Origin of the sequence: Labilithrix luteola (genome assembly GCF_001263205.1) — a bacterium.
GTDB classification, from domain to species: domain Bacteria; phylum Myxococcota_A; class Polyangia; order Polyangiales; family Polyangiaceae; genus Labilithrix; species Labilithrix luteola.
In genome coordinates this window covers 7,151,210-7,173,176 of the sequence record NZ_CP012333.1, presented here as the reverse complement: position 1 = coordinate 7,173,176, position 21,967 = coordinate 7,151,210, and the positions used below count along the sequence as shown (strand labels likewise).

Below are 21,967 nucleotides of genomic sequence, written 5' to 3'. Positions count from 1 at the left end.
TCGACGAGATAGACGATCCCCCTCGCAAGCGACTGCCTTCGGCGCCGACGAGTGAGTTCAGACGGTCGAGAATCTCTTCATCATGCCCGCCATCGCGAGCAGACGCTCGTGACGGCCCCCACGTTCGGGCGCGAGGTGTGGCTCCAACTCTTCGAGCACGGCCGCCCTACCCTCGAGGCCCCGGAGGGGGACTAGATCGTCCGAAGCAAATGGCGCCGGGCAGAGTAGAGTGAGGAGCGTTCGCATGGCGCTCTTCGAATTCGAGCTCGTTCCCGTCGAAAAAGTCGCCCCATGGGGTGAGCCCGGCAATCCAACTCTCAGCTGGTTCGCCCTGACGGATGGTGCCTTCTGGATGCCTGTCGGACGCGACACGTTGTTTCGGTACACGCCCGAGATAAACGCGCACTGGGGAGTGCAATCATCCTTCGCCGACTACAATGTTGCGGCATTCGCACGGGACATGCTCTCGGCGGCGCGTGCCGCACTCGAACCGTTGCCCGCACTGGTAGAGCGACTCGCGGCAGACTGGGAAAGTCTGGCCGCGCTCGACCGGTCACTCTCCGACGATCACCACGCCGAATCCTACGAGGCCTTGCGATGGCTCGGTGAGCGGTCGCCTTGGACGAGCTACTTGGTGGCATCCCCAAGGATCTCATTCGTGAGAATCGGCGATCAGATCCGGGTGCATTGGGACACCGAGGATCGACAGATCGACGGGATCCCCGTCTGGACCGCGACACGGGGCACCTTCGCATTGTCGGTCGAGGCCTTCGTCGATGAATGTCGGTCCTTCCGCGATCGCCTGCTCCACAGGATGGCTGCACGAATCGATGAGGTCGAGGCCGGACGCGCGAAGCCACAGGCCGACATCGATGTGGCCTCGCTCCGGCAACAGCACGCCACGTGGGAGCGCGAGTTCTCCGACTACACAGACGGAACGCACCACCCCGATGTCGCGTGGGAAGAGGCGGAGAGCGCACTCAGGAAGCTGATCCCGAACTTCGCGCCTCGCGCCCCAACCGGCGACGGTGCCTGGTGACGGCCGCCAGCGCGTTTACGTAAATCCTCAGCGCATAGTGATACCGGGCGGCGTGTGCCACGCTGCTCGACATGAAAGATGGACTGCAGCGATTCGTTCGCCTCGGGTGGTTCGGGCTCGCCTCGATGGTGCTCTCTTCGTCGTTCGTCGCGTGTGAGTCCGACTCGACCTCGCCATTGCAGACGAGCCCTGACGCGGCCTCGAGCGAGTATCCGGCCCCCGCGAACAACTCATCTTCAGCGCAAGACGCGGCGAGCGACGCGATCGCAGACGCCGCAGACGCGAGCGCGGACGCCGGGAAGGACGCGTTCGTCGCCGTGCACGCCGACGTCACGACGGACTTCTCCACGCTCGCGAACCCGAACGGAGCGTGGACCTACGGCTACTCGCTCGGCGACCCCAGGGCCGCCGATGCGGGTCCCCTCGTCGTCTTCAGCGCCGTCTCGGACGCCGCGCCCGATACCAGATCTTGGTACGATCCTGCGAACTCCGTTCTCGGCGCTCCCGCGGCGTGGCGCAACGACTCGACGGCCACGAACAACGGCGTCGCCCCTGGCGAGTTCTCGCTTCACCCTGGCAATGCAGGCGAATATGCCATCGTTCGGTGGACGGCGCCCGCCGCGGGGGCCTATGCGGTCACGCTCCAGTTCAAGGCGGGTGATTCCGGAGAAACGAACGGTCTTCTCCTTCACAACGGCGTCGCGCTCGTGACCGAGGATTCGACCTCCACGGATGCCGTTCACGAGCTCGAGGTGACGCTCGCCGCCGGCGATCACCTCGACGCCGCCGTCGGTAGCGCGGGCGACTTCCATTTCGACAACACCCCCGTCCAGCTCACGATTCGTAGCGCCGGCTCGGATCCCTGATCGTCCTCCTCTGCGAAGGAGGAGGGGAAAAAAGGACCTGAGCGATTGGGTTCGATACCTATCGCATCGTCGGTACCCACTTCGCCGACGCGAAGGTACGCGCTGAACCGTTCGACGCCATCGAGCTCGATCTGACGGTGCTCTGGGCGCGCTGAATCTTGCAGGTTATCGTGACCCATTCATCGGCGCCGAAACGACAAGACGCGAGAATGCGTGCTCCGACTTCTCGCAGGGCGCGAAATCTCGAACGTTGGACCTCGGCGCTGGGTGGAGGCCTGGCCATCGGCTTGCTATCGTCGTCCATGGCGAGCTGCGGCGGCAAAGCGGCGGAGGTGCCCACGGTGGTCGAAGACGTCCCGCAACGGACGCTCTCCGAATCCCCTTGGCTCGTCACGCTCGATCGTGAACCGACGAACCGCGGCGCGCTCTACGCTCAGCGCTTCCACGAGGGAAAGCTCGAACGCAAACTGCTCGACGCGAACGGCTTCGTCGTTCCCGATTGGTCTCCCGATGGCGAATCGCTGACCTATCAAGTCAATGAAAGCGAGCTTTGGAATCGCGGCCGAATGCCGACGTCGCGGTGGCTACGGCGGCTCGATGACAGCGGGTGGCACGAGCCGCAGCTCGTTCACGCTCCGGCCGTCGAGGAACGATGGGAAGGGAGCACGTGGTCTCCCACCGCCGACGCCTTGGTGTTCCAGACCCTTCGAAGTGACAATGGCCATGACGTCGACCTTGCGATCGTTCGTGACGACGGAGCCGTGGAAGTCCGCACGCTCGCGCGCACTCCCGCGATGCAGCTCGACCCTCGGTGAAGGAAGCTGCCTGAATTGGATGTGGCACCCCAACGTTGCCGCGTTGCTCTTCCGTCGAACCACGAACTCCACGTCGTCCGTCGCCGCATTCTTTCCGGAAACGGAGACGGAGGTCTCGCTCGGTGCGGGCTTGCCATACCGCTGGTTGCCGGGCTCGGCCAAGCTCGTTGTCCGCGACAATGCCAATTGGGCGCTCGTCGACATGACAGATCCCGCGAGCCCCGTACGCGTGGAGCTCCCGGACGGTGATCCATCGACGATTTTCGACGAAGCGGCCTCGCCAGATGGGCGCTGGCTCCTCCTCGGTCATTGGCAAAAGAACACCGCGTGGTGGACCGCGCTCGACCTTCAGACACCTCATCCATGGGCAGCGACGGAGGTCTTTCGAACGACGGGCGCCTTTGGGACCGTCGGCGTGGAGTGGGCGCCGAGCAGTGACTTCGTGCTGTTCACGGAACGCACCACGAAGCCCAAAGCTACGCGAGTCGATCTGCCAACCTATTCGGCAAGACCATCGGAGTTCGAATTGGGCCCAACGCCGAGCGGCTTCACGTGGGCCGGCCACTTCAACCCTGCGGATGGTACACTCGCCACTCCGCATCGAGGGCATCTCGCGCTCTTGCCACCCGCAGACTGGTCCGAAGCCGCCCCTGCCCCGCTCGGCGATACGCCAGATTGGTCACTTCCGAGCTGGAGGCCCGCCAATGTCCGTCGCTAACTTGGTCGTGGCACGAAACGTGTCGCTCGGCGCATCGCTCGTCGTCATCGCAGGTTGTGGCGGCTCCAACGAGACGACGACGCGAGACACCGCGAGCGAGGCGCGCATCGCGCAAATCGTAGGGACGACCCGCATTCGCGAGGGCGACTGCATGCCCGTAACGAACGGCACGAGGTGCCGCATTCGTCCCCTGAGCACTCGGGTCGTCGTCTTCCCCGTGATTCGACTAGGAACGCCGCGCGATTTTCAACCGCCGCCAGGCATCTCTCCCGTCGTGGAGACGACGAGTGACGCGAACGGCTTCTTTTCATTGCGGGTCGCTGAGGGCCATTACACCATCGTCGCCAACGCGGACGGCGAGTGGTTTCCACTCGAGTCGGGCCACGACGAATGGGCGCCCGTCGACGTGAATGCCGATTGGACGACGGATTTGGACCTAATCCTCAATCACGCAACCGACTGAGAGCGCCTATCCGATTCACGCACGAAGGCCATCCAGAAGACGCTCGAGCTCCGCCGTTCGTCCTTCGAGCTGGCGTCGATACTCACCGAGGCCCATCGAGGGTCTTCGTGGCCGCGCTCACACGTGTCTACACTCCACGCTCGCCCCGCAGGAGTATCCTTTGGTGGCGATGGCTCTTCTCAGACTCGCGAGCGCATCCGAGGGCCGCGCGGTCCTCGCAGCAGAGGATGACTTCACGCGTGCGCTCGGCGGCTTCGACCGCTCCTTCCGAATGCGCACGAGCGCGCCGGTCGACGACGCGACGCTCCGGCAATTCCTCGGCGAGCAGGCGGTCGACTTCACCGCCGAGGAAGCGGAGGCGTGGGAGGAGGCAATCGCCGCAGTCGCGCAGGGCGCGCGTGGGATCGGCGGCCTCCTCCCGCGGGAGGTGCTGGTCGTGAAGACGACGGGCCGCGAGGAGCGCGATCACGCGTATACGCGGGCGAACGCCATCGTCCTGCCGGCAACGCGCGTCCGGAGCCTGCGAGGTGAGCGCGCGTTTCGCCTCCTCGCCCACGAGCTCTTCCACGTTGCGTCCCGTGCGTCACGAGCATTCCGCGACGCGACCTACGGTCTCCTCGGCTTCGCGCCGGTTGGACCGATCGCGCCGCCGCCCGAGCTCGACGACTGCCGGATGACGAACCCCGACGCACACGGGCTCGGCCACTACTTGCGACTCGGGGAGCGCGCGGTTGTCCCTCTCCTCACCTGCCCGCTACCGCTCGCGGACGTGCTCGAGCGAACGTCGGTGCTCGGTGTGGTCCGCACGACGCTGCTCGAGATCGACGCTCAGGCGGGCACGGTCGTGCGCGACGCCAGCGGCGCGCCCGTTCTTCTCGACCCGCAAGCGACGGACTGGTCTCGACAGATCGCGCGCAATTCGATGTACACCATCCATCCCGAGGAAGTCCTTGCCGACAACCTCGCCCTCCTGGTCCGCCGCCGCCTCGGCGACGCGCGCCCACCCGCCGATCCCACCTTCCTCGCCGCGTTCGAACAGGCGCTCGCCGACCACTCAGTCCGATCGAGTTCGAGTTGAACGCTCACGTCGACGCGGTTGCGGCATCGTGAACCAAAGCTGGGGAAGATCAAATCGGGGGGCGCGACGATGCTCTTCGACCAAGGCCAACTCATCGTCTCGGCGCTCGGCTCTGTTGCATGTCTCACGCTCCCAGGAGAGCTCGTCTGGCAGCAGCCCTTCTCCGGCGAGGGGTATGGCGCTGTCGCTGCCGGATTTCCGGGGAACGTTCGGCAAGCAGACGGCTGACGTTTCACCGAATCCTCGATCACGAAGCCCGAGGCCGCGGTCTCACTGGCAGACGCGGCTCACTAAACTCACGCACGGCGTGTCTCACACTCATCGACGGCTTCCGACACCGAAAGTCCGCCCGCCGCACCGATCATCACTACGGTGCGGCGGTTCGAATCTTTTCCGACCTTAGATTGGCCGTCCGCGAGTCATGGCTTCAAGACGCGCAGGGCGTTCGAAGCCGTCGTGACCAGCAGCGTGCCATCCGGGCGGACCGTGATACGGCGTCCACCGTTGCTAGGTACTTCGGTCCAGCCCGCCCCATTCCACTTCATGATCGCGTCGCCGTCAGTCCTCGGCGTCCGGCTAACGATGTACACGGAGCCGTTGGCACCGACGGCGACATCCCGAGCGAGGCCGCCCATCTCGTTCCACGCGGCACCGTCCCACCGGAAGATCTTGCCCTCGCTGTTCACTAGCCAAGGCACCCCGCTTGGTCCGACATCGATCGCCACACCAGCCCCCGGCATCTTCTGCCAGGCCGAACCGGTCCAGCGCCAGACCTCGTAGCCCCCGCTCGTGCCAGCCGTCGTGCCAATAATCCAAACCGAGCCGTCGGCTCCAACGCTGATGTCTCGCGCGCCACCGGCAATGCTCGTCCACGCCGAGCCATTCCATCGGAAGATAAAGCCTGCATTGTTCACGAGCCATGGGCCATTGGGGCCAGAGTCGATCGCAACGCCCGCGCCGGGCGCAGGAGCCCACGCGTGACCGTCCCAACGATTGACGTAGTACCCGCCGGACGGAGCAACCTGCGAGCTCAGGCTCCAACAATCCCGAGTGCCGCAACCGACATCCGTTCCGGTGCCATTGACCATTCCGCCGTCCACCGATGTGAACTTGCCGGAGCACCACTGGGTAGAATCTACATATGTTCCGGCGGGATACTGCCAGGGCGGGTCTGCAACGAAGGACGTGCCAACGGAGCGACGTACCGTCAACGTGTTCTGACCGTATTGATTCCAGACGGTCGCCAAGTCGGTACGACCGTCACCGTCGAAGTCACCCGCGGCCCAGTCGACGTCGTTGATCCAGCCGCCTGACGTGGGCCATTGGTTGAGACCGAAGGGCGCGGCTCCCGTGGGGCTCGAATATACGGCAGTTGCGACCTGCCCACCGTTCGGCCAGATGGTCACGAGATCGGTGAATCCGTCGTTGTTGAAGTCGCCCGCTAGCAGCTCACTCCGGTCAATCCACCCTCCCGGAACCGAAGGCGTCCAGTCCTCGACCGTGAAGTAGCCCGTCGTCGGCGACGTGCCGATTGAACGACGAATCGCGATAGAAGCATTTCCACCGTTGTTCCAGGCGGTCGCAATATCGGCTCGACCGTCTCGGTCAAAGTCTCCGACTGCCCACTTGGCTGAATCGCCCCATCCCTGCTGTCGAGTCGCCCATCGCACGGGAGCGGCGAAACCCGCGGTAGCCGACCCGAATGACCTATAGACCGCGATTGTCGTCATACTGCCGTCGTTGTAGGCAATAGCTAGGTCATCGATGCCGTCCCCTGTGAAGTCTCCGGGGAGCAGCTGGCTGGTACTCCGGAAATAGTCTTGTCCGGTCGACCATTGCGCGACGGTAAACGAGACACCGCTCGCCGTCCTTACGGCAATGGTACCTTTGCGCAGTTCCTCCCATAGCGTAGCAACGTCCGATCGACCGTCGCCGTCGAAGTCTCCGACCGCATACTTGGACGAATCGGCCCATCCGCCGGCTGTGAACTGATTCGGTGGTTCGAACCATCCGACTCGACTCGTGGTCGTTTCGAGCACGTTGGAGGGGTACATCGCAATTGACGTCGAGTCGCCATTCTTCCACGCGCTTGCAAGATCACTGCGCACCTTTTGAATGCTCGGTGCCGATCGGCAGCTTTCACGTGGTGGTGCGTCGAGCCAGTTCGACCAAGGCGTATCTCGTGCGATCGACACAACGGTCGCGCGGGTGGGCGTCACGTTGCTGTCAACATTTCTCGCTACGGAGACTAGCTCTGGTCCACCAGGCCCTTGGAGAAAGCACGGACCGCCGGAGTCCCCGTGATAGATCATCTGCTGACCTAAATTGATTCCGAGGTCAAGATCCCACGACGCCAAACCTATGACCGATAGAGACGCAGAGCGCAGTGTGCCGGCCCCGCTCGTCGCATCACCTGGGGGTGTATTCGCCAACAGCTGATTGCGACCGTATCCGTAACACGCCAGTTGCTGTCCCTGCAGATTGCTCAAATTGGTGCGACCGGCAGGCGTGACCCCAACCAACGGTTCGGTCAGCCGCAACAGTGCCACGTCGGTATTGTAGAACCCTGTAGAGGGATTCCTCTTGGTATCGAAGGTCGTGTACCGCGAGACAGCTGAATAGGTTCCGGGCTGCAACGACGCGGGCGACGGTCTTGCGGCGCCCGGCGATAGGGCAGTAGTGACGAACAAGTCTGCTGGAATTACCTCGGGCGCGCCCTGGTAGTTTCCTTCGTCCTCCACACAGTGCTGGGCCGTAACGACCCATTGATTTCCGAGGTAGGTGCCGGTGCAAGGTCGCGAGTAGTTATGATATACCGCGACAATTCCGTTCGGATTCTGGGTAACAATTGAGCCGTTGATAATGGCCGCAGAAGCCGATTTGGTTTCTTCCTCCATATTGCTGGAGGGGCCCTTGTCAGAACATGATGTAGTACCAGCGGCTACGGCGCAGGCCGCAATGCCGAAAAATTGCTTCGTCCACATATAAATTCTCCGTCTCGCTCGAGACTGCCGAGCGAATAGCCACTCGCCGGGCGTCTCGGGCGGAAATGGTCAGCGAATTGCCGAGAGCTCAATACTCACCGCAGACGATGCCCCCTCCCTACATCTGCTCGATGCATTCGGAACCCGATGCTCGTGCCCCAGCAAAAGTGATCAGGAGTATCGTCTTTTCGGCAAATACTCGGGCGGAACGCTGCCGGCAGGTCAGATGCAGTTCGTGATTGCAACTGCTGCGCGAACGAATTTTCGCGACAGACGTTACACGCGCATCAGTGCGTTCGAACATCCTCCCTGGGGATGATGCTTCAAATTGAGTGTGGCTCGCTCCCACACCATCGAACGCCGAACCAGTATCGGTAGATGCCAAGGTTGGCTCACGCTGCAACGCATCGGAGCGCCCTCTCCGCAGGATTGCGCTCCGTCGCAAGAACGACCTCGTGCGCCGCTGTGCAGACCGGGCACTCACAGGCAAAGTGATGAGCGGCAGGAATCGCGACCGTGCCTCGAGGGCGCGCCGGAGTCCGCTCAGTTGCAGAACACCTTGATGTCGTTCACGACGGGTATGAACTGGTCGTCGCTGTTGTTGCGCCAAGCGACCCAGACCATGTTGCCCCTGTAGGGCGTCAAGTCCGCGGTGCGCAGGTCCCGCGATCGTCCTCGTGGGCCGTCGACAAACAACCGTGCTGTCGTTCAGGTTGGCCAGGGTCGGCGCCGACGGGAAGACGCGGACTTCGTATCCGTCGGGGTACGCCGGGTCATCGGCGCTAGCTGTCCAAGTCGCGTTGTAGCTTGCGGCCGGGGCCAGCGTCACGGCCGGTGCGACCATCCAGTCGTCGGCGGACAATCGAGGCGACGGTAACTCCGCCTTCTGCTACTTCTGCCGGAGTCCACGGCGGGCGCCGCTTCGTCACCGGAACACGCCACCAAAACGAAAAGCATCGGGCGGTTAGATGGGCAACACGCAGGTCGCGTCCTCAGCCTATTTGGAGGAGGGCCCGAGCGCCTCTCCGCGAAGTGCTTTCGAGCGTTGTATCAATTCGCGTCGCGCTTGGCCGGGGACGCATTAGTCTCCCCGCATGGTTCATCGAAGAACTGCACTCGCGTTCGTTCTTGCTTTGGTAGGTTGTGGCGGTGGCGCTCCGCCGTCCGCGCCCGTCGCGCCGTCAGGTAGCTCGGATGGCTCGAATGGCGGCGTCGTCGCCTCTGGGAAAACAGTCGACGCCGCTCCGAGCCGTTCGCCCTCGGACGCACTCGTCAAGAATTGGTCCTACGGGGCTGATCCGACGGTCGTCGTGTATGCCGATTTGCAGGGACTCTTCGGCAGCGCTCTCGGTGCGAACGTCATCAAGAACGTCGTCGGGCTCGCCGGTGATCTTCCCGCCGAGAGTCGCAAATGCATCGACGATCTCGTTCCGGGCGTGCGCGAGTTCGCCATGGGTAGCAGCTCCGAAGGTGACCTCACCATCCTTCGATTCGATCCTGCGGCGACGAAGCGCGTCGAGGCGTGTGTCCGACTCCTCCCCGACCAGAAGCAGTCGCCGGCGAAGGTTGCCGGTGCCGATGTCGCGTGGAGCGACCGCGACGCCGTTCTCGCGATTGCGCCCGGAGTCATGGTGAATGGCCCGCAGGCACTCGTCGAGAGCGCGCTCGCCGGGAAAGGCAGCGGAGCGGGCCTCTCGCGCATCAAGCTCGCGAAGGACGAATACTTGGTCTGGTCCGGCGGGGACGACGGGATGATCACGAAAGGTTCCGTCCTTGCGTCGGACGAACGTTTCCGCGTTGGAGGCACGATCGAGTTTCCGGACGAATCGTTCGCGAAGATGGTCCAAGGGAAAGTAGCGCAGGGCCAGGGAATGCTCTCGGCGATGCTCCCGGCAGACAAATCGATGAACGATGCGACGAGGGCTCGCCTGAGCAAGGCGCTCTCTTGTGATCGCAACGGCAAGCAGCTCGCCTGTTCGTTCGAGCTCGTCGAGTCGCCCGCCGACCAAGGCCGCGACCTTGGCGCCTTGGCAGCCGCAGCCGTGGGCGGCGTCCGTAGTTACATGACGAGCGCCAAGTCGGCCGAAGCGAAGAACACGATCGGGCGAATCGCGAAAGACCTGGTCGCCAATTGGGAGAGCGAGCCCGTGCCTGGGAAACCACGCGCGAAGCGGAAGTTGGTTTCGTACCCCGCCGTGCCGAAGACGATTCCGAAGGGCGTGAAGGTCACGACCCAGGCCGCCGATTGGAAGGCCTGGGCGCCGCTGCACTTCGAAATGACGTCGCCGCAGTACTATCAATACGAAGTCAAAGCCGCGAAAGACGGCGAGAGCGCCGAGATCATCGCGCGAGGCGACCTGAATGGTGACGGGAAGACGTCGCAATTCAAGGTGCTCGTGAAGATCGATCGCGCAAAGCAGAACGTGCTCTTCGTGTCACCGACCATCGAAGAGACCGATCCCCAAGAGTAGCCAACCGCAAGCCGTAGCAAGCCGAGGCCCCAGTTCGTCACCCGAGAGGGGCCTCGCAAGTAGGTTGAAGGTGTCCGAGAATCTCAGGAACGAAGCCGAGGCACTCGCCGCGTCGCTCGAGATCGGCGCGGTCAGCGTGGCGGATGTCGTCGCGTGGGCCCACTCGGTCATCGAGGCCGAAGAGCAGCCTCATTGGTCGGTGTGCGAACTAGCCACGATGGGATCGAGCGATAAGCCGAACGTCGTGGGTGCGCTTCGCGAGGTTCCCGGTGCCATTGACCACGATTGGGTCCGCGGCAGAGTGGTGCACCGGCTCGCGCAGGGGCTTGCCGAGGATCGCACGCGCGCTGACCGTATCGCCTCGGCGCTCTATCGGCTCGCGCAAGCGGACGAGCTTCCTGACCGGAAGCTTCAATCGCTCGCGTGGTGGGCTTCCGATGCCCTCGACCTTGCGGACGACGGACTGATCCCAGAGACCCGCGACGAGGTGATCGACCAGATGCTCGCGGCGCTAACGGAAGCCGCTGAAGCGGGAGCTCCGATTCAGCGGCCTTTCTAGTTCGCGGGGACGCTCTTTCGCGGCGTTCCCGAGCTGACGTCAGGAAGCGGCCGGCGTGGCCGACGTGCCCAGCGTGGCGAGGAGCTCGTCGAGTTGGTTGCACGTCTCGCACATTCCGCCCGTGCTGCCGGAGGCGATGGCGGCGTCGAGAGCTTCCTTCGAGGGATAGAGGTCGTGCAGGGTCAGCAGCGTCTTGCCGCTTTTTTCCTCGAAGGTCGCGGTGGTGATGGCGCCACCTTCGTCGCCTTCCTCGTTCGTCCAGACGAGGCGCGAGTGGGGTTTTACTTCGAGGTACTTGCCGAAGAACGGCATGGGCTTCGAGGCGTCGTTGCCGACCACGAACACGAAGCGGTAGCTCCCGCCCACGCGAGCATCGACTTCGCAGGAAATCATGGACACGCCAAACGACTTCGGTGCCCACCACTGCATGAGCAGCTCGGGCGTGGTCCACGCCTTGAACACGAGGCGCGCCGGGGCGTTGAAGGTTCGCGTGACGACGAGCTCACGGTCGGACTTCCGCTCCGACGTCGTGGGGTTCTTCATGGGGGCGGCCTCATTTTCCATTCTTGCGTCCATCGACCTTCTCCTTGCGTGTCAGTTCCTCGAGAACGTTGTCCAACTCATCGAAGCGCGCGGCCCAGAGCTGGCGGTACCTCTCGATCCAGGCCGTCTCTTCTTCAAGGCGGCGCGGGCCGAGCTTGCAGGTCCGCACACGCCCCACCTTCTCCGTGGTGACGAGGCCGGCCTCCTCCAAGACGCCGACGTGCTTCTTCATGCCCGTGAGGGTCATGTGGAACTTGTCGGCGAGCTCGGTGATCGAAGCATCGGCACGTCCGAGCTGCTCCAAAACGCCACGTCGGGTGGCATCCGAGAGCGCGGCGAACGAGGCATCGAGGTGGGCCGGCTGATACTGAACCATGTGGTTCACTATCTAACGCACGGATCGACGGCACGCAAGGGGCCGACGAGCACACGCCGCTACGCGAGCCTGTTTTAGGGTGTCGCGGTCGCCTCGGAGACTTCACACGTTGCCAGCTCCCCTTCCGCGGAGAGCCCGCCGACGACGAGCACACGTCCATCGGCAAGAAGCGTTAGCGAATGGTAAAGACGGCCGGTTCCGAGCGGGGCGATGGTCGACCATCCCTTCGTGGTGTCGTCGTAGATGAGCGCCTCGTCGACATAGGCTGGCTTCCCCGCGACTTGCGCGAGCTGGTCGAACCCGCCGGCAACGAGCGCGTGGCCACTCTCGAGCGCGACCAGGCCCGGCACGGTGCGGGGGCTTGCGAGCTTGCGGGTGTCCGTCCAAGACGGCGTGGCCGGATCGAAGAGCACGACGCTCGCGAGCGGCGTCACGTTCGGATTCTTACCACCCGCCACGAGGACCCGCCCCGTCCCGAGCAATGTCGCCGAATGATGCTCGCGCGGCGAGTCGAGAGGAGGTCCGTTCGACCAGGTGTTCGTCTCTGGATCATAGAGCTCGGTACTGGCAAAGCCTTCCGCTTGGGCATTGACCCCACCGACGACGAGCGCTCGCCCCGAGGACAGCGCCGTCATCGAGAACGAGTAACGGGCCGTTGCCATCGACGCCACCTCGCTCCATTCGCCGGAGGCGGGATCGTAGATCTCTGCGCTCGCCTGGGCCTTGCCGAAGGGACCGCAATAAGGTGAGCCGGCGCAGTCGGTTGGGCTCTCCTGCACGTCGCCACCTCCGCCGGCAACGAGCACTTGCCCTGACGGCAAGCGCACGGCGCGAAAGTGACTCCGCGCGTGATGCATCTGCCCCGTGGCGCTGAATGCGCCACTGGCCGGATCGAAGAGAAGCGCCGAAGCGGTCACCCCCTCACCGAGCGGCTGGCCGATGGGGGCGTTCTTCCCCCCGCCGACGACGAGCACTTTCCCGCCGACCAGAGCCACTGCCACGTGATTCGAGCGAGGCTCTGGCAGTGATGGTCCGTCTCGCCAGGTTTCCGTCTGCGGGTCGAAGATTTCGACCGACGCCATCATGGCACGCTTGGCATTCTCGCCACCGACGACGAGGACGGTCCCGTCCGAGAGCAGCGTCGCGGTGTGTCCGTATCGAGCCGTCGTGAGGTCACCCGTCTTTCGCCAAGAGGTCGGATCCGCCGCGAGCGGCCGTGGCGCGGCATCGATTCCCCGATCCTCATCCTTACCCGTCGTCGATGAGCGGGTGGTGTCCCCATCGGACTTGCTGCACGCGACGAGGAGTAGAGACACGACGCCCACCGGAAGCCATTTCCAATTCATGGCCGGGCCGACTGCACGACGAATGCCACCATTGGCAAACTAAACTGATTTGCAAAACCTTGTGTCGTCAGGCCGAAGCAAACGAGACGCTCGCGTCACGATCCTTACGCGATTTCCGTCAATGCACTGACAGCCATTTTAGTTCACACGTGTCCTATTCGAACGCGCCGATATCCGCGTGGCACGCGAAGCGCCGGGCATCGCGTGCACTACATGACGAAACCACTGCGCTAGCGGACGCCCGACGCTCCCGAGCCGTCGCGCGCTGAAGATCCTTCTGGAGGCACGCGATCTCCACGTCACGCGCGTCGAGGTACCTACGCGCATGAGAATCCCCGGGTGGCATCGTCATCCGACGCGCAAATCTGAGCCCCTGATGCGCGCCGTGCTCATGATCGCGACCGCTCTCGTCGTTACGACGTGCCGAGGGGCACCTGCGATGTCGAGCGCTATCGAAGACAGAGGCCCCGCGTGCCCGACGGCAGCCGACTGCCTCGTCTGCGATTGCAGTGGCGCCAGCGACGCAGGACCGGCACCAAGATGCACCGTCAGTCGGTGTCCGATGATGGCGGGGGTATTGCGATGATGATCGTCGATGTTGGGCCCGCGCTACGCCGCGCCTTTTCCGCTCGTAGCCGTCGTCTGTTTGGACCGCGCCGACTCGTAAACCTCACGATCGGGGGAATCCACGAGTACGGCGAAAGAGCGATCTCACGATCGATCCCGATTCTCTCCGCGCGCGGCGCCAGGAAGTCCACCGCTGCGTCGTGCACCGAAGTCCATGCACCAGATCGGGCTCGTGCCGTCTACGACGGACACGGTGGCAGCCTTCGCGGTCCAGACACAATGCCCTTCACTTGCGGCGACCTCTTTGACCGGGTTGGGCGTTATGGCGCGCCGTTGCTTCTTCACAGTGCGAGGGAAGCCTCGTTCCGAAGGCGTGGAGGAAGCGTTCGAGCTCATGAGCGATGAACCAGCAACGACATCGTGAGGTATTACAGAACGCATTTATAAGGAATGCGAGTTCAATAGTGAACTTGCGAACACGTATTCTGTGATTAGGTTTCCAGACCTCGTGCTCGCAGGGTGCGGGGGACCAGGGAGGGGCGTATGAGTGAACGGGATCAGACCTGCGGACACGATGCCGAGACTTCTCGCGACACTGTCGAATGAAGCGATTCTCGTCGACCTGAGGTCGTTCGTCGGCGTGGAGAGGCAGTCGCTCGCGAGGATGATCGTCTATCTCGTCGAGATCGAAGAGCGTCGACTCCATCTCGAGCTCGCGTGTTCGTCGATGTTCGACTTCTGCACACGCAGGCTCGGCTTCAGCGAGGGAGAAGCGTTTCGAAGGCTCACGGCGGCGCGTCTCGTTCGGCGCTTGCCAGTGCTGCTGGATGCCATTGCCTCGGGCCAAATCCATCTCTCGAGTCTCGTGCTTCTGCGTGACGCTCTCACGGAGGAGAATGTCGACGAGATCGTCGCTGCCGCGAGCGGCAAGACGAAGCGCGAGGTCGAGGAGCTCGTGGCGCGAATGGCGCCGAAGCCCGACGTCCGAGCGTCGATTCGGAAGCTGCCGGAGCGCCGACCGTCTTCCTCGGCCGCTTCGTCGCAAGAACCGTTCACGACGGCGTCGCAGTCGTCGCCACCGCAGCTAAAGGCCCTCGCGGAGCGTCGCTACAGAGTGCAACTCACGGCCAATGAGGCCCTTCGCGACAAGCTGGAGCTCGCGCGCGCTCTCATGAGTCACCAGAATCCGAGTGGGGATCTCGCGACCATCGTCGAACGAGCCGTCGAGCTGCTCATCGAGAAGCTCTCGAAGGAGAAACTCGGTACGAGCTCGCGAGCGCGCGGCCGTAAGCCGTCGGCGAAGCACGGCTACGTGACGCGCGCGGCCCGTCGGGAAGCGTTCGAGCGTGACGGTATGCAATGTTCGTTCGTCGGCGAAAACGGCGGACGCTGTCCGGCGCGCTCGTTTCTCGAACTCGACCACGTCACGCCCCGAGCGCTCGGTGGCAGCGGCGAGGCCGAAAACCTCCGCGTCTTTTGCCGAGCGCACAACCACGACGCTGCCGAGCGAGTGTTCGGTCGCGCGCACGTCGAAGCCCGGGTCCGCACTCGTCGTAAGGGCCCATCGCTCCGAGGAGATCGCAGCACGCCCGTCTCCGGACCGGCCGACTTCTCCCAGCGAAAGTTGGAAGCAACGAGGACGACCACCTCCACGGCCTCGCCGTCGGCCATCGATGGCCTTGCTGTCGAGGCGAGCCACGTGGCGCCCGAGCAGAGGCGAGACGCCGACGCGCGGAAACACGTGCGCACCGCGCTCTTCTCGCTGGGCTTCCGTAGCGCCGAAGCCGACCGCGCCCTCTTCGTCATCGACAGAAAGGAGTGCGACGAGCCATGGCGGCGACCGATCGAGACCCTCGTTCGAGAAGCCCTCGGCATCCTCACATGACTCGCACGTGAGACGTTGCTGGCTTGCGCTCGACTTCGCTTCCCTGACGTCGCTTCCCTCGCGCCGAAAGAGGACAGAGCTCTAGGCTCTTCGTTTGCGCGGGGGGGATTCATCCGGTGTTTTGCGAGATGGGTCGAGCTCAGCGGCGAGGCTCGCGGCATGAAGCCTGCTCGTGAGCTAGAATGGTCGGCATGAGTGACGCGGCCCGAAAGCTCCTGGAGGACGTGTTGGCACTGCCGGAGGACGAGCGCCTCGAGCTCGCGTCCGAGATCATCGCCAGCGTCGACGGTCCACCGGACGCGGGCTGGGAGGCGGCGTGGCTCGGGGAGCTCGACCGGCGCGTCGATGCGGCCAAGAGCCGTGGCGAGTCGGGTGCGGACTGGACCGACGTGCGGTCGCGGATCCTGAAGCGCCTCGGGCGTACGTGACACGCCTCCGCGTCGCGCCGGAGGCCGAGGAGGAACTCGCGGCCGCCGCGGAGTGGTACGAGGCGCGCCGCGCGGGCCTCGGCGTCGAGCTCGTCGCCAGCATCGACGGCGCGTTCGAAGAGATCCTGGCCGCGCCTCTCTCGTGCGCCACGTGGCGGCGGGACCGCCGTATCGGAAGAAGGTCGTCCGGCGATTTCCCTACGTGATCATCTTCTCCGTCGAGCACGACAACGTGGTCGTCATCGCGATCGCTCACGCGCGCCGGAGGCCTGGGTACTGGGTCGGACGGGCGCGGAACACGTAGCGACGGGTTTCGAGCCGCTCATCCATTTCGACATCACTCCTGTCCACCTCACGATTCGTAGCGCCGGTTCAGATCCGTAAAGCGGCGCTCTCGACGATGGTTCGAGCTAAAGCTTCGAGAGGAGACGATCGGTCTCCGTCTCGAGCGCGTCGCCGAGCGCAGCATCGAGATCGTCGAAGCGATGTGCGCGGCCGCTCGGATCGACGAGCGCACCGTTCATCTCGCCGAGCGAAGGATCGCTCGCTGCGCTCACGGCGATGTTGCAAGTCGGTGAGGCGAACGTCTGCCAGAGCGGGCCGAGCGCGCGCCACCACCAAGGACCGTCGGCGCCGAGGTTGGAGCGCACCGAGCCGGGATGGAAGCAAAGCACGGTCACGCGGGTGCCAGCTGTCCGACGCGCAAGCCTGCTCGTCCACGCTACGCGCGCGGCGAGCGCCTGGCCCGCGACCTCGAACGCACCACCGGAGGTGCGCTCGATCGCGCTCGAGTCGAGCTTGGCGCGCCGGACCAACCGGGGATTGCCGGCGACCGTGGCGACACGACCACGCGGCGCAGCCTCGAGCAGCGACCATAGCGCGCGTGTCAACATCACGTGGCCGAGGTAATTCACCGCCCAAGCGCGGTCGACGCCGAACTCCGTGGCAGACGGCTCCCAATAGAAACCGCCCGCCGCGTGCACGAGCCCATCGATGTGCGCGCGCGACGACGTGAGCTCAGCTTGCACGCGACGGATCGAGCTGGGGACCGTCAGATCGAGCGAGATGCCGCGCGTCGCATCGCCCTTTGCACCGGAACGACTCGCGCCGAGAACCTCCGCACCTCGCGCGACGAGACCGCGCACCGTGGCGAGCCCAACACCGGAGGTTGCGCCGGTCACGAGGAAGGTCTTGCCGCCGAGGCTGCTTGTGTCGCCTGTCGTCATGTACCGTTAGGAATATGAAGAAACCTCCGAGCTTGGTATTCGCTTTCGATCCAGCGCTCTCGCGCGCCAAGCACGGTGAGCGAAAACAGCCTCTTCAAGCCCGCTCGCAGGCCACTGTCGATGCGATCCTCGAAGCGACCCTTCAGGTTCTGGACAACGTTGGACTTCAGAAGCTGACCACCACGCGAGTGGCCGAACGCGCCGGCGTCTCGGTGGGCACGCTCTACCAGTATTTTCAGGACAAGGCGTCACTGGTGGCCGCGCTGCGCGAACTCGATCGACAGAGGATGCTCGCAACGTTGTCCGCCGTTACAAGCGCGCATCGAGGTCGTCCGGTCGAGGAAGGAATCCGCGCGATCATCACCACGACGCTCGCGATCAAGCACTCAATGCGTTCGTACAGGCTTGCGTTCTCCGAGGCGGATCGGGATGCACTGGGGCCGCTCGTCGACGTGCTCCTGCCGCTTCTCCCGGTGAAGCAGGCGCCGATGCGCGCAGCAATGTTGCTGGCAGCGCTCGACGGTCCAGTCGTGTACGCGGCGAAGCATCGCCCCTCGCTGCTGAACTCTACGGAGTTCGTCGACGAGCTCTGCTCGATCGCGATGGGCTACATCGAGCGCTGTAAGAAGCAGGATCGCGCAACGAAGTCCGCATCGGAGACCAGTAGGTAAGTCTCCGTTCGACGAAACGGGCACTGGGCATGTCCCGGAGGGGAACGTCGCAGCCAAGGAGGCTGACGGAGGGAACGTCGTGTCCACGGATGAACAACAACGACTTCATGCTCGGCTGGCGAATGCGATCGCGCCGCTCGTTGAATCGCCATTCGGAACGGCTGCTGCAACTACGGGCGTAATCGGCGCCGTCGAAAGTACCGCTGTGCTCGGGCCCCTTTGGGAAGGCGGATCGCCTGCAACGAATGACTCACGATTCAACGTCGCGAGCGTGAGCAAAGTTCTGACGGCCGCACGCATCGTGAGCCTTGCACACGCCAAGGCGATCGGGCTCGACGATCCTGTCTCGAAGCATCTGCCCGGCGTGAAGCTCGTCGACAAGGGCGTCATCGATCGCGCGGGAACGATCACGGTGCGCCAGCTCGTCCAACACCGAAGCGGACTCCCGCATGTGCCAAAGCAACGAGACCAAGGCGAAGGAGCCGCCTTCGCTGACGTGGTCCGCGGCACGTTGAACGCGGTGCCTGCACCGTAGATCTCTTGCGCACCCGCCGACAGCTCCTCGCTCCACGGACGCGCTGAAGCGGTCATCCACGAGCTCGAGGTGACGCTCGCCTCTGGCGATCACCTCGACGTCGCCGTCGGTAGCGACGGTGAGTTCCATTTCGACAGCACTCCTCGCCCCCTCACGTTCTTAGCGCCGGCTCAGATCCACAAAGCGCGGGCCCCCGCGCTCGGCGGGATTGGCCCTATGCGGCACGCACGAAGCCCCAGCTCACTGCGAGCCGAGGCTTCGCTCCTGTTGCGCGGGGCGATGTGCGCGCTGTCTTGTGGGGTCGAGCGCCGGATCGGGCCGTGATCTGCGGTCACCACGGCGCCCGCATTGCGCTTCAGCCGGGCGACGTTGGGCTCTCCCAAGACGCCCGAGCTTGTCCTAGCCCCACTTATCCGACGTGGACTTCACCCCGTCGATTTCGTGCAGGAGCGCGATCGCCGCTTGGTCCAGCTCCTCCTTCTGTGCCTCGATGTGGCGTCGGTACTCCACGTAGGCCCCATCGAGGACCTTCGTGGCCGCGCTCATGGCGGTCATGCATGCGACCACCGGCGGGGATCCGAGGTACCGATCCGCTGCGAGGCGGTTTGCCGAGCCAAGATGGTCGAGGAGCTTCGCAGCGCTGTTCTCGAGCGGCGTCGGAATCGCCTCGGGCCCCGACCACCGAGCGACGCGGACGGTCGCGTCGAGCGAGTCGAGGAGTGAGGTGAGCACCTTGCGGAAGGCCGCCACGCGCTGATCCTTCACTGTTGGTCCTCCGGGATCGGCTGGGGTCCAGGAATGATGCCGGCGATGTCGGGATCGACGCCCGGCTCATGCGCCACACGCGCGCTGGGCTGGTCGCGCCGGAGCTTCTTTTTCTCCGCCTTTTCGCGCTGCTTATCGAGCCGAGCGCGTTCTTTCTGTCTTTTTTGAAATGTCGTGCTGGATGCCATTCGCGAGTCACCTCGTACGGGGGCAAATGTGGATCGCTCATAGTGCGGACTCCACGCCCGCTCCGCAAGAGCCAGGCCAGCTTAAGTGCGCGCGAGCACCGCCGTCGTCGTCGCGGCAGCAGAGCTTCGCGCCTTCGCAGTTTCGCAGTTTCGCCCTTGCCCTGCCCTCATCCTGTCCCTGGCGGCGCGCGTCTGGAGCCTCCTTGCCGAGCGCGAGGGCGCGGTTCGCCTCCTCTCCTCACCCGCCCGCTGCCGCTCGCAGAGGTGCTCGAGCGAACATCGGTGCTCGACGTCGTGCGCGCGACGCTGCTCGAGAGCGCGATCCAGGAGGGCCTCGCCGCACGCAACGCTTACCGTTCGCCGCGCACCAAGAAGCGAACGACGCGCAAAATCGAACCGCTCGTCGAGAAGCGCTAGTCCTGCGATGGGCTACTCGCCGCCGGTCACCACGTTCCAGCGCCGAATCCGTAGGCGCGTAACGAGGCCGTGCTTCACGTACGGATCGGCCTCCGCGTAGCGCTCTACCACGGCGCGATCGCTCGTCTTGAACACGATCGCTCCGCCGTCGAACGCGCCGTCGATCGGATCGTCGTGGGCGCCTGCCATCACGAGCTCACCGCGGGCATGCGCTTCGCGGATGAGTCGGAGGTGTTCCTCCCGCAGCGGGACGCGCCGCTCGAGGTAGTCGGGAACATAGTCGTAGAGGAGCAGGAACCAGGCGTTCATGGCGACGTTCTCTACCACGCTCTCCAACCGACACCTCGGTGCCCTCGCCACGGCGACTGCATGGACGCATCAAGGTGCACGTGACTTGGCGTCACGTACGAGAAGATCGACGAACGCGCGCACCTGCGGCGGCAAGTAACGCGATGGCAAATAGAGTGCGTAGATCTTCCTCGTCGGCGGCACCACGCCGGGAAGAACCTCGCGCAGCGCTACGGCGGCCGCGTCGTCGCGCGCGAGATACTCGGGGAGTTCGGCGATGCCGAGCCCTCCCCGCGCCGCCTCGCGCGCTGCGAGGATGTTGTCGGTCGCAAACACGACCCTGCCGCGCCGCACCGTCGTCGGCCCGCCGCTGTACACGACGAGCGCGTGGGAAGCGAGATCATCGAGAGTCCTCGGCGTGCCGGCGCGTCGCAAGTATGCAGGGCTCGCGTAGAGACCGCGACGATCCTCGGTGAGCTCGCGAGCGACGAACTCGGCTGGCAAGGTCGAGAGAATGCGGACCCCCACGTCGATGCGCTCGACGACCATGTCTACGAGCCGATCGTCGCACGTGAGGTGCACATCGAGCGCCGGATGCTTGCTTGCGAGGACGGTTAGCAAGGGAGCTACCTTCACCGAACCGTAGACCGCCGGCGCGGATACCCGGAGCGTCCCGCGAATGGTCTCGTCGCGCGACGACGTCTCGCGCTCGAGCCCTTCGAAGTCCGCGAGCAGCTGGCGGCCGCGCACGACGTACGCCTCGCCAGCGTCCGTGAGCGCCACACGGCGCGTCGTCCGCTGGAGCAGCCGAATCCCGAGACGCGCCTCGACCCGGGTCACCGTCTTGCTGACCGCGGACGGCGTCAGCCCCAGACGCGCGCCGGCGGCGGCGAACGAGCCACAATCGGCAATCGCGACGACGCTGTCGCGAACCTCATCGTGGACGCAGCCCACAGCGTTCACTGACCGTTCGGCGCGCCCCTGGCAGGGGATCTTTCGCATCGAAGAATGAAGAACAACGGGTACGACACCGAGAAGGACGGAGAACGACGATGAAGCGAAGAGCAACGTCAACTATCTCATTCAGGCGACGCAGTCGTACGTCGTGTCACAGAATGCGCCGGTCGTTCTGACACCCGACGCGTTGGCGCGCTTGAACGACCATGCGGAGGAGTTTCTCGTTCGCTGCGGCGATCGATTCGTCACGAGCGTCACCTTCAAAGCGCGCGTCGTGGCGCTCATTACCTACGAGACGTCGAGCGAGGACCGCGCGCAGCAACTTCAGGCGGGGATCTCGGGGAATGCTCCGCTCGCAGGCGGCGCCGTGAACCTCGATGCGTCGGTCAAAACCCACCTCTCGAACGCGTCCAAGCTGAGCGACGTGAAGACATCGGTGCACATGCTCGTGCAGGGGTTCAATCTCAGTTCATCGGATCCGCTTTTCGGAATCGACAACACGCTTCCCGACAAGCTGAAGCGACTCGACGAAGTCGGTCAAGCGATTGCGCGGACAATGCGAAGAATGGCGATTGCTCGCACTGCACCGCGGCGCCGCGTGACATGCAGGAATACAAAGATGCGGTCGCGGCCATCAATGAATATGTGACCACGAGCCGAATTCTGAAAATGCGCTTCTCCGTCGTCAAAACGGGAAGGCCCGAGGGCTACCGAGACGCCCTCACGTCGTGCGCGAATGACGACGGCTGGGTCGATCGTCTTCCCACACGTAAGGAAGCGCT

Annotated in this window: 24 protein-coding genes; 15 read left to right on the top strand and 9 right to left on the bottom strand. The window is 64.3% G+C overall.

The annotated features are described in order from the left end of the window. The first annotated feature begins 244 nt into the window (after positions 1–244). The 6 genes from AKJ09_RS31110 to AKJ09_RS31085 all read left to right on the top strand — a co-directional run bounded on the left by AKJ09_RS31110 (position 245) and on the right by AKJ09_RS31085 (position 4,979). Positions 245–1,039 carry a DUF5984 family protein gene (locus AKJ09_RS31110; RefSeq protein WP_146651490.1) on the top strand — a complete coding sequence of 265 codons (795 nt, stop codon included), beginning with the start codon at positions 245–247 and terminating at the stop codon, positions 1,037–1,039. Between the two features lie 71 nt (positions 1,040–1,110). Then, positions 1,111–1,905 carry a hypothetical protein gene (locus AKJ09_RS31105; RefSeq protein ID WP_146651489.1) on the top strand — a complete coding sequence of 265 codons (795 nt, stop codon included), beginning with the start codon at positions 1,111–1,113 and terminating at the stop codon, positions 1,903–1,905. 302 nt (positions 1,906–2,207) lie between these two features. Continuing rightward, a complete protein-coding gene (locus AKJ09_RS31100) occupies positions 2,208–2,720 on the top strand; it encodes a TolB-like translocation protein (RefSeq protein WP_146651488.1) in 513 nt (170 codons plus the stop codon). A gap of 19 nt (positions 2,721–2,739) precedes the next feature. Next, positions 2,740–3,438 carry a hypothetical protein gene (locus tag AKJ09_RS31095; RefSeq protein ID WP_146651487.1) on the top strand — a complete coding sequence of 233 codons (699 nt, stop codon included), beginning with the start codon at positions 2,740–2,742 and terminating at the stop codon, positions 3,436–3,438. Continuing rightward, positions 3,425–3,901 (top strand): hypothetical protein, encoded by a 477-nt coding sequence (locus AKJ09_RS31090; protein ID WP_146651486.1) that lies wholly within the window; start codon positions 3,425–3,427, stop codon positions 3,899–3,901. Before AKJ09_RS31095 ends, AKJ09_RS31090 begins: the two co-directional genes overlap by 14 nt. A gap of 169 nt (positions 3,902–4,070) precedes the next feature. Further along, the gene (locus tag AKJ09_RS31085) at positions 4,071–4,979 is read left to right on the top strand and encodes a hypothetical protein (RefSeq protein WP_146651485.1); all 909 of its coding nucleotides are present in this window, start codon (positions 4,071–4,073) and stop codon (positions 4,977–4,979) included. Between the two features lie 419 nt (positions 4,980–5,398). Here the strand turns inward: AKJ09_RS31085 and AKJ09_RS31080 are convergent, their stop codons facing one another. Further along, a complete protein-coding gene (locus AKJ09_RS31080) occupies positions 5,399–7,963 on the bottom strand; it encodes a tectonin domain-containing protein (RefSeq protein WP_146651484.1) in 2,565 nt (854 codons plus the stop codon). Positions 7,964–9,057: 1,094 nt separating this feature from the next. Between AKJ09_RS31080 and AKJ09_RS31075 the strand changes: the two genes are divergently transcribed. Then, the gene (locus AKJ09_RS31075) at positions 9,058–10,434 is read left to right on the top strand and encodes a hypothetical protein (RefSeq protein ID WP_146651483.1); all 1,377 of its coding nucleotides are present in this window, start codon (positions 9,058–9,060) and stop codon (positions 10,432–10,434) included. A 70-nt stretch (positions 10,435–10,504) separates the two neighbouring features. Beyond that, positions 10,505–10,993, top strand: coding sequence for a hypothetical protein (locus tag AKJ09_RS31070; RefSeq protein ID WP_146651482.1), 489 nt, complete (start codon positions 10,505–10,507; stop codon positions 10,991–10,993). A 39-nt stretch (positions 10,994–11,032) separates the two neighbouring features. Here AKJ09_RS31070 and AKJ09_RS31065 read toward each other — a convergent pair whose 3' ends face one another. From AKJ09_RS31065 to AKJ09_RS31055, 3 genes are all read right to left on the bottom strand, one after another. Next, positions 11,033–11,536, bottom strand: a complete 504-nt coding sequence (locus tag AKJ09_RS31065; RefSeq protein ID WP_146651481.1) for an SRPBCC family protein — start codon at positions 11,534–11,536, stop codon at positions 11,033–11,035. Between the two features lie 10 nt (positions 11,537–11,546). Next, positions 11,547–11,912: an ArsR/SmtB family transcription factor gene (locus AKJ09_RS31060; RefSeq protein ID WP_146651480.1), complete on the bottom strand. Its 366-nt coding sequence runs from the start codon at positions 11,910–11,912 to the stop codon at positions 11,547–11,549. A 74-nt stretch (positions 11,913–11,986) separates the two neighbouring features. Next, complete coding sequence (locus AKJ09_RS31055) at positions 11,987–13,258, bottom strand: Kelch repeat-containing protein (RefSeq protein WP_146651479.1); 1,272 nt, start codon at positions 13,256–13,258, stop codon at positions 11,987–11,989. Between the two features lie 1,141 nt (positions 13,259–14,399). Here AKJ09_RS31055 and AKJ09_RS31050 point away from each other — a divergent pair. The 3 genes from AKJ09_RS31050 (at position 14,400) to AKJ09_RS31040 (ending at position 16,344) form a co-directional block, all read left to right on the top strand. Then, on the top strand, positions 14,400–15,710 hold the full coding sequence (locus AKJ09_RS31050; protein ID WP_146651478.1) for an HNH endonuclease: 1,311 nt from the start codon (positions 14,400–14,402) through the stop codon (positions 15,708–15,710). Positions 15,711–15,901: 191 nt separating this feature from the next. Next, the gene (locus AKJ09_RS31045) at positions 15,902–16,138 is read left to right on the top strand and encodes an addiction module protein (protein ID WP_169928012.1); all 237 of its coding nucleotides are present in this window, start codon (positions 15,902–15,904) and stop codon (positions 16,136–16,138) included. After that, a complete protein-coding gene (locus AKJ09_RS31040; protein ID WP_146651476.1) occupies positions 16,135–16,344 on the top strand; it encodes a hypothetical protein in 210 nt (69 codons plus the stop codon). The genes AKJ09_RS31045 and AKJ09_RS31040 overlap by 4 nt, the downstream gene beginning before the upstream one ends. 204 nt (positions 16,345–16,548) lie before the next feature. On the opposite strand, the gene AKJ09_RS31035 is transcribed toward AKJ09_RS31040, so the two are convergent. Next, positions 16,549–17,364 (bottom strand): SDR family NAD(P)-dependent oxidoreductase, encoded by an 816-nt coding sequence (locus AKJ09_RS31035; RefSeq protein WP_146651475.1) that lies wholly within the window; start codon positions 17,362–17,364, stop codon positions 16,549–16,551. Positions 17,365–17,378: 14 nt separating this feature from the next. On the opposite strand from AKJ09_RS31035, the gene AKJ09_RS31030 reads away from it, so the two are divergent. Beyond that, the gene (locus AKJ09_RS31030; RefSeq protein ID WP_146651474.1) at positions 17,379–18,035 is read left to right on the top strand and encodes a TetR/AcrR family transcriptional regulator; all 657 of its coding nucleotides are present in this window, start codon (positions 17,379–17,381) and stop codon (positions 18,033–18,035) included. A gap of 79 nt (positions 18,036–18,114) precedes the next feature. After that, entirely contained in the window at positions 18,115–18,570 is a 456-nt protein-coding gene (locus AKJ09_RS31025; protein WP_146651473.1) for a serine hydrolase, read from the top strand. A 399-nt stretch (positions 18,571–18,969) separates the two neighbouring features. Here the strand turns inward: AKJ09_RS31025 and AKJ09_RS31020 are convergent, their stop codons facing one another. Both AKJ09_RS31020 and AKJ09_RS31015 read right to left on the bottom strand, forming a co-directional pair. Then, a complete protein-coding gene (locus AKJ09_RS31020; protein WP_146651472.1) occupies positions 18,970–19,335 on the bottom strand; it encodes a hypothetical protein in 366 nt (121 codons plus the stop codon). Continuing rightward, positions 19,332–19,523, bottom strand: coding sequence for a hypothetical protein (locus tag AKJ09_RS31015; RefSeq protein ID WP_146651471.1), 192 nt, complete (start codon positions 19,521–19,523; stop codon positions 19,332–19,334). Before AKJ09_RS31015 ends, AKJ09_RS31020 begins: the two co-directional genes overlap by 4 nt. Before the next feature lie 264 nt (positions 19,524–19,787). On the opposite strand from AKJ09_RS31015, the gene AKJ09_RS54430 reads away from it, so the two are divergent. Next, positions 19,788–19,940 (top strand): hypothetical protein, encoded by a 153-nt coding sequence (locus AKJ09_RS54430; RefSeq protein ID WP_205633848.1) that lies wholly within the window; start codon positions 19,788–19,790, stop codon positions 19,938–19,940. A 12-nt stretch (positions 19,941–19,952) separates the two neighbouring features. Here the strand turns inward: AKJ09_RS54430 and AKJ09_RS31010 are convergent, their stop codons facing one another. Then, a complete protein-coding gene (locus AKJ09_RS31010; RefSeq protein ID WP_146651470.1) occupies positions 19,953–20,249 on the bottom strand; it encodes a YciI family protein in 297 nt (98 codons plus the stop codon). A 69-nt stretch (positions 20,250–20,318) separates the two neighbouring features. After that, the gene (locus AKJ09_RS31005; protein WP_146651469.1) at positions 20,319–21,230 is read right to left on the bottom strand and encodes a LysR family transcriptional regulator; all 912 of its coding nucleotides are present in this window, start codon (positions 21,228–21,230) and stop codon (positions 20,319–20,321) included. A 103-nt stretch (positions 21,231–21,333) separates the two neighbouring features. On the opposite strand from AKJ09_RS31005, the gene AKJ09_RS31000 reads away from it, so the two are divergent. Continuing rightward, on the top strand, positions 21,334–21,834 hold the full coding sequence (locus AKJ09_RS31000; RefSeq protein WP_146651468.1) for a hypothetical protein: 501 nt from the start codon (positions 21,334–21,336) through the stop codon (positions 21,832–21,834). Positions 21,835–21,967: the final 133 nt, after the last annotated feature.

Excerpts from the sequence above, each read along its gene's own strand:
- AKJ09_RS31045 (WP_169928012.1), top strand. The coding sequence starts at position 15,902 with ATGAGTGACGCGGCCCGAAAGCTCCTGGAGGACGTGTTGGCACTGCCG.
- AKJ09_RS31095 (WP_146651487.1), top strand. The coding sequence starts at position 2,740 with ATGTGGCACCCCAACGTTGCCGCGTTGCTCTTCCGTCGAACCACGAAC.
- AKJ09_RS31030 (WP_146651474.1), top strand. The coding sequence starts at position 17,379 with ATGAAGAAACCTCCGAGCTTGGTATTCGCTTTCGATCCAGCGCTCTCG.
- AKJ09_RS31085 (WP_146651485.1), top strand. The coding sequence starts at position 4,071 with ATGGCTCTTCTCAGACTCGCGAGCGCATCCGAGGGCCGCGCGGTCCTC.
- AKJ09_RS31005 (WP_146651469.1), bottom strand. The coding sequence starts at position 21,230 with ATGCGAAAGATCCCCTGCCAGGGGCGCGCCGAACGGTCAGTGAACGCT.
- AKJ09_RS31110 (WP_146651490.1), top strand. The coding sequence starts at position 245 with ATGGCGCTCTTCGAATTCGAGCTCGTTCCCGTCGAAAAAGTCGCCCCA.
- AKJ09_RS31080 (WP_146651484.1), bottom strand. The coding sequence starts at position 7,963 with ATGTGGACGAAGCAATTTTTCGGCATTGCGGCCTGCGCCGTAGCCGCT.
- AKJ09_RS31065 (WP_146651481.1), bottom strand. The coding sequence starts at position 11,536 with ATGAAGAACCCCACGACGTCGGAGCGGAAGTCCGACCGTGAGCTCGTC.
- AKJ09_RS31035 (WP_146651475.1), bottom strand. The coding sequence starts at position 17,364 with ATGACGACAGGCGACACAAGCAGCCTCGGCGGCAAGACCTTCCTCGTG.
- AKJ09_RS31050 (WP_146651478.1), top strand. The coding sequence starts at position 14,400 with ATGCCGAGACTTCTCGCGACACTGTCGAATGAAGCGATTCTCGTCGAC.
- AKJ09_RS31010 (WP_146651470.1), bottom strand. The coding sequence starts at position 20,249 with ATGAACGCCTGGTTCCTGCTCCTCTACGACTATGTTCCCGACTACCTC.
- AKJ09_RS31105 (WP_146651489.1), top strand. The coding sequence starts at position 1,111 with ATGAAAGATGGACTGCAGCGATTCGTTCGCCTCGGGTGGTTCGGGCTC.
- AKJ09_RS31060 (WP_146651480.1), bottom strand. The coding sequence starts at position 11,912 with ATGGTTCAGTATCAGCCGGCCCACCTCGATGCCTCGTTCGCCGCGCTC.
- AKJ09_RS31055 (WP_146651479.1), bottom strand. The coding sequence starts at position 13,258 with ATGAATTGGAAATGGCTTCCGGTGGGCGTCGTGTCTCTACTCCTCGTC.
- AKJ09_RS31075 (WP_146651483.1), top strand. The coding sequence starts at position 9,058 with ATGGTTCATCGAAGAACTGCACTCGCGTTCGTTCTTGCTTTGGTAGGT.
- AKJ09_RS31100 (WP_146651488.1), top strand. The coding sequence starts at position 2,208 with ATGGCGAGCTGCGGCGGCAAAGCGGCGGAGGTGCCCACGGTGGTCGAA.
- AKJ09_RS31090 (WP_146651486.1), top strand. The coding sequence starts at position 3,425 with ATGTCCGTCGCTAACTTGGTCGTGGCACGAAACGTGTCGCTCGGCGCA.
- AKJ09_RS31015 (WP_146651471.1), bottom strand. The coding sequence starts at position 19,523 with ATGGCATCCAGCACGACATTTCAAAAAAGACAGAAAGAACGCGCTCGG.